General features: G+C 40.7%; 8 protein-coding genes and 1 tRNA gene. 3 read left to right on the forward strand and 6 right to left on the reverse strand.

From position 1 onward, the window contains the following. From PHP87_RS10585 to PHP87_RS10595, 3 genes are all read right to left on the reverse strand, one after another. The coding region (locus tag PHP87_RS10585) for a hypothetical protein (RefSeq protein ID WP_299921159.1) at positions 1-230 on the reverse strand (230 nt) is incomplete at its 3' end. A 413-nt stretch (positions 231-643) separates the two neighbouring features. Further along, positions 644-982, reverse strand: a complete 339-nt coding sequence (locus PHP87_RS10590) for a type II toxin-antitoxin system PemK/MazF family toxin (RefSeq protein ID WP_299921160.1) — start codon at positions 980-982, stop codon at positions 644-646. After that, positions 966-1,496, reverse strand: a complete 531-nt coding sequence (locus PHP87_RS10595; RefSeq protein ID WP_299921163.1) for a hypothetical protein — start codon at positions 1,494-1,496, stop codon at positions 966-968. The genes PHP87_RS10590 and PHP87_RS10595 overlap by 17 nt, the downstream gene beginning before the upstream one ends. 55 nt (positions 1,497-1,551) lie before the next feature. Here PHP87_RS10595 and PHP87_RS10600 point away from each other — a divergent pair. Beyond that, positions 1,552-1,626, forward strand: a tRNA-Val gene (locus tag PHP87_RS10600). A 429-nt stretch (positions 1,627-2,055) separates the two neighbouring features. Beyond that, the gene (gene mgtE / locus PHP87_RS10605) at positions 2,056-3,399 is read left to right on the forward strand and encodes a magnesium transporter (protein WP_299921165.1); all 1,344 of its coding nucleotides are present in this window, start codon (positions 2,056-2,058) and stop codon (positions 3,397-3,399) included. A gap of 137 nt (positions 3,400-3,536) precedes the next feature. On the opposite strand, the gene PHP87_RS10610 is transcribed toward mgtE, so the two are convergent. Continuing rightward, positions 3,537-3,944: a type II toxin-antitoxin system HicB family antitoxin gene (locus PHP87_RS10610; RefSeq protein ID WP_299921167.1), complete on the reverse strand. Its 408-nt coding sequence runs from the start codon at positions 3,942-3,944 to the stop codon at positions 3,537-3,539. Positions 3,945-3,977: 33 nt separating this feature from the next. Beyond that, positions 3,978-4,166, reverse strand: a complete 189-nt coding sequence (locus tag PHP87_RS10615; protein ID WP_299921169.1) for a type II toxin-antitoxin system HicA family toxin — start codon at positions 4,164-4,166, stop codon at positions 3,978-3,980. A 217-nt stretch (positions 4,167-4,383) separates the two neighbouring features. Here PHP87_RS10615 and PHP87_RS11975 point away from each other — a divergent pair, with 217 nt between their 5' ends. Beyond that, entirely contained in the window at positions 4,384-4,515 is a 132-nt protein-coding gene (locus PHP87_RS11975) for an S-layer homology domain-containing protein (protein WP_366942934.1), read from the forward strand. 80 nt (positions 4,516-4,595) lie between these two features. Here PHP87_RS11975 and PHP87_RS10620 read toward each other — a convergent pair. Next, the coding region (locus tag PHP87_RS10620) for a nucleotidyltransferase domain-containing protein (RefSeq protein WP_366942933.1) at positions 4,596-4,967 on the reverse strand (372 nt) is incomplete at its 5' end.

Here is a 4,967-nt window from a genome sequence, read left to right on the forward strand (position 1 = left end):
GTAGAATAATCTGCTTCAGCTATGTATTGAACCACATCCAGATTATCGTCCCGGGTGAAGCGGATATTGATATTTCCCGAAAGAACCGCTTTAATAGCATCCATAATATATGCTTCATCCCTGGCTGCAAAACTAACGCTGATGGGCACAATATACGCTGTAGTGCCGGGATTGCTGAGCTCAGTGGTGAGTATTCTCGCCTGGGCATTGGAAAGTTTAAAAGTTTTCATATATCTACCTCCCGTAATAAACATTCATTTTCTTTCAATATCTTTTTAAATCACAGTATTTAATTTTGACTCTACTGCAAAAACCCCTCTTGTTGCATAAGGGTTGCATAAATATACAAAGCGCTGGCGAAGCCTGATTCGGAACGACACGAGGGTCGTTCCCTACACACCCTTCGGTCGCTTTTAATGTAGCTGAGCGGTATATTTATGCATGCTAATGCATATTTATAACTTTTTGCAGTGACATCAATTTTAGTTAAGAAAAGTGAGGAGTAAGGGGTAGGGGTATCAAAAAGGACCGCCCCTTGACACCCTATTCATGGAACCAACCTTCTTTTCCATCTTCTATGACAGACATAGACTATCATAATTAATTCAATATTAATTCCTCAGTACCTTTAATGCAGTCTTTTTCATACGTCCAATCCAAGGCTTATTTTTATAGCTTGATCTATTTTTCGCATATAGGAATCATCAAGTTCTCCTATCTTCCGCATAAGCCGTTCTTTATCGATAGTTAGAATCTGCGAAAGATTAACAACGCTATCTTTTTCCAGAACGCTATCAGAAGATTGTATGGGAACTGTGAAAGGAAATTTCTTATTGGCGGTTGTAATAGTGGCAATTATTGTGGTTGGGCTATATCTGTTGCCTATGTCGTTTTGAATAATTAAGGCGGGTCTATAACCTGCCTGTTCACTTCCCCGGGCTGGATTAAAGTCTACCATATAGATTTCACCGCGTTTTATCATTCAGAATAACCTCCGCTTGCACTTGGAAGTTTGAACGAGCTTCATTTTTATTCAAATCAGCTAATTCCTGGTATCCCAATGCCATTTCAGCTTCCAGGCTTGTCTTTTCCGTTCTGGATATCAATTCAGCCACGGCACCACTGCGGGAAGTATTCCAGTTCGCAGCAAAATTATCCAAGGTCTGAAGAAGTTTTTCTGATAAACTAATCGTTACTTTTGACATTGCCATCGCCTCCTGAGATGATGATATCATACCAGGAGTATGAATTACAATCATACTTTGAATGCTGCATTCCAGTTGTAAGAAAACAGTGTTCATAATGATGTTCTCTTTCATGGAGCCTTCCTTAAAGACCAGCATATAGTCCCAACCATATTCTCGGCAGGTTTTTATGACCGGTCCGCAGGCATAAAGTCCATCCATGGTGACACAAATCTTGATTTTTGGAAAACGTTTCTTGATTCTTTCGGCAGGAAAAACTTCGTGATGAATCACCAGACAGGAGTCGCTCAATAGCCTTTACTTTCTGCCCTGACTGCATTAAAATAATAAATATCAAAAACAGATCGGGCCGTTAACTCAGTGGGAGAGTGCTTCCTTGACGCGGAAGAAGTCATAAGTTCGAATCTTATACGGCCCACCATGAAATCTTTCTACACTCCAGTATATTGGAATTATTGAGACAAAAAATAACTGGAGGCTGTAATATATAGCTTCAAAAGAATCTAAAATTACAGGGTTTGCCCATTAGTGGCTAACAATTTGGCTAAGAATAATAGCGGGTGAAAAAACCCGTTATTTTGCTATTTCTGCAAGCTTGTCCCATGAATGCAACCTGTTTAAGTAATTCCAGCAAAGATATTAATAGTTTCCAACAGTTTGGGATTTACCTGCGAAAGTAGTTTCCGTATCTTAAAAGCAATTCTGCCGCATGTCCAGCACCGGGGTGTTCTGCTGAAAATTCTGAGTATACCTTATCCTTAAGATTATTTTGCTGTATTCCTGCTGTTTCACGATAGTATTTTCATTACTATTTTGTATCACCGCTACTGGCGAGATGGAGGTCTATATTATGGAAGAGTTGAAGGAACAGATATCTAATTTAATAAACCAGCAGCAATGGAATCAACTTAGGCAATTGACATGGAACGACTATCTTATACCAGATGTGGCATCACTGTTGATCGGCTTAAATAAAGCAGATAGGGTAATATTATTCCGACTCCTGCCCCGTCCGGTGGCAACTGCCGTATTCTCCTATTTGGAAAAAGAAGATCGCAATTCCCTGCTTGAAGATTTAACCAATGAAGAAACTCGCTATCTCCTGACTAATCTGCCTCCCGATGATAGAACCACTCTCTTCGAGGAGTTACCTGGTCAAGTTACTCAACGCCTGCTTAATCTTTTGAACCCGGATGATTTGAAAGAAGCCAGGCTTTTATTGGGCTATCCTGAAGAGAGTGTCGGTCGACTGATGACTCCCGATTATGTCGCAGTGAGACCACAATGGACTATTCAGGAAGCCATTAATCACATACGGCTTAAAGCACGAAACAGCGAAACCCTGCATACTATCTATGTTATTGATGAATCCTGGAAGTTGCTGGATTCTCTGGAGCTCTCCCTGTTAATTCTGGCCAACCCCCAGGAAACCGTGGAAGCCATCATGAGCAAATCCTTCATCAGTCTCAGTGCCTTCGATGACCGGGAAATGGCCGTCAAAGTCATGCAAAAATATGATGTCTTTTCTCTTCCCGTGGTAGATTCGGATGGAATACTGCTGGGGTTGGTAACTTTTGACGATGTAATGGATGTTGCCGAAGAAGAGGCCACCGAAGACTTTCATAAAACAGCCGCCGTTACACCGTTGAAAGCCAGTTATCAAGAATCAAGCATAAAAGACCTGGTAGGAAAAAGAATGGGCTGGTTAATCGCCCTGGTTTTTGTAAGCCTGCTTTCCTCGGGAGTAATAGCTCTGTATGAACAAACCCTGCAAACAGTAATAGTTCTCACTGTATTTATCCCTCTTTTGCTGGGCAGTGGAGGCAACGCCGGTGCTCAGGCATCTACCCTGATGGTACGCGCTTTAGCCACCAGCGATGTGACGGCAGATGAATGGATAAGAGTGTTTTTCAAGGAACTTATGGTAGGTTTATTTCTGGGCGTATTTATGGGAATCATCAGTTCCATATTTGGGTCTATGCGAGGAGGCCTGCAAATTGGTTTAATTGTGGGCCTTACCATGTTAACCATTATCATAGCTGCCAATCTGATAGGGGTAATGCTGCCCTTTATACTAACAAAAATGAATTTGGACCCAGCGGTAGCCAGCAATCCCCTTATCACCTCGATAACGGATGTCATGGGCCTGCTCATCTATTTTGCTATCGCCACCATGGTTTTGGGCCCGCTATAGAGTATCTCCCAACGTGTTTACTGGCCGGTCTGATTACGGATTGATATTACATAAAAGTAAAAAGGACGGCTCAAGCCAAAAATTCGCGCATGCCCAACATAAATCTTACTTCCTTTTTTCCTGTTGTTTTGAGACAACTACTTTTGATTAATACCCAGGTAATCCATTAAAGCAGATTGAAATATCTTTGAATAATTCACCCCTTGGGCTTCTGCAATTTCCTTTAACCATGCCGGTATGGTTAGATTAGTTTTTACTGCTCTACTATCTAATTCATTCCTTACTATGCTCGGGAAAACGCTTACAGGAGAAATTATATATCCTGCTGCAGTCTCAGTATCCACTTGCGGTACTTTAGAAGGAGCAGGCATTTCATCTCCGTCTTTTTCCATTCCGTATAAATGAAGTCCCAATGCATCGGCAGCTTGTTTTTGTGCTTCTTCAAAATCTTCTCCACAACTTACACATCCGGGAAGATCAGGAAAATACACACTGTATCCTGTTCCTACCGGCTCAAATACTGCAAAATAAGTAAGCTTATACATAATACTTTATCCCCCTTATAAATAGGTGAAGACTTATTTTAGTCCTGCCTGCTTCAGTATGCTGTTTAGAGTACCGGGAGCAATATCTCCTTTGTGGTTAGGCACAGTTACTTTGCCTGTTTTAGTAGGGTGCTTTAATTGAATATGGGAACCTTTGGTTCTACCTTCAATTTCTTTCCATCCGTCCATATATAAGAGTTTTAAGACTTCTCTTACGGTCATCCCTTGCCTCTTCCTTATGTCTATTATACGCCCCAATTATGCGCATGTAAATGTTTTACGGTACCTATCATTTTGAAAAACAAAAAAGGATATATTATGGCCGCCATAGTCACTTCCCTGTTCTTCCCCATATTTCACTACTTACAGATTTATGATACAATAAATTTAGAATAGTTTAACATAACAACCGCAACTCCGGCCTCTGGGTACAGCTTCAATAAAAGCTCAACCCGGTGCAGCCGCAGCATTTAAAGGCGGATTTATCAGTGGTTATCCTGATGGCAGCTTCAGACCGCGGGGCAACACCACCCGGGCAGAAGCGGTCAGCTTAATACTAAAAGTAATCTAATACAGGCCATAGATAAAAATTATAAAAGAGGCTTCTGCCTGGTAAATATGGCAGAAGCCTCTTTTTTTATATAAAGCTTACTAATCAATCTCAATTCCATATTTTATTATTTCCTCTACAATTCCCAGCGGTTCTTGCAAATCTTGCAGGGTAAAGGGTTGTGGTTGTAAATCAATGCCATAATCCATTGCCTGTAAAAATAAAAAACGAAATCCTTCAATCCTTTCCATTTTTTCAAAATGGCTTGAAAAAATGGCCAGGTCAATATCACTGTCAGAAGTATATGTTCCCCGGGCATATGAACCGAAAAGAAACGCCTTTTCAACTGGAATCTGGTTCCTTATCTTGTTTATATAATCTTTTATTATATGCTGGTAAACTGATTGTTGATTGGGGAGCATAAACAGCCTTTCTAAAACATATAAATTAGAATCAGCAAATAGGGAGAAATG

This window comes from Syntrophomonas sp. (assembly GCF_028707975.1).
Lineage (GTDB): Bacteria > Bacillota > Syntrophomonadia > Syntrophomonadales > Syntrophomonadaceae > Syntrophomonas.

Coding starts and splice junctions, on each gene's coding strand:
- PHP87_RS10590 (WP_299921160.1), bottom strand. CDS start 982: ATGATAAAACGCGGTGAAATCTATATGGTAGACTTTAATCCAGCCCGG.
- mgtE (WP_299921165.1), top strand. CDS start 2,056: ATGGAAGAGTTGAAGGAACAGATATCTAATTTAATAAACCAGCAGCAA.
- PHP87_RS10610 (WP_299921167.1), bottom strand. CDS start 3,944: ATGTATAAGCTTACTTATTTTGCAGTATTTGAGCCGGTAGGAACAGGA.
- PHP87_RS10615 (WP_299921169.1), bottom strand. CDS start 4,166: ATGACCGTAAGAGAAGTCTTAAAACTCTTATATATGGACGGATGGAAA.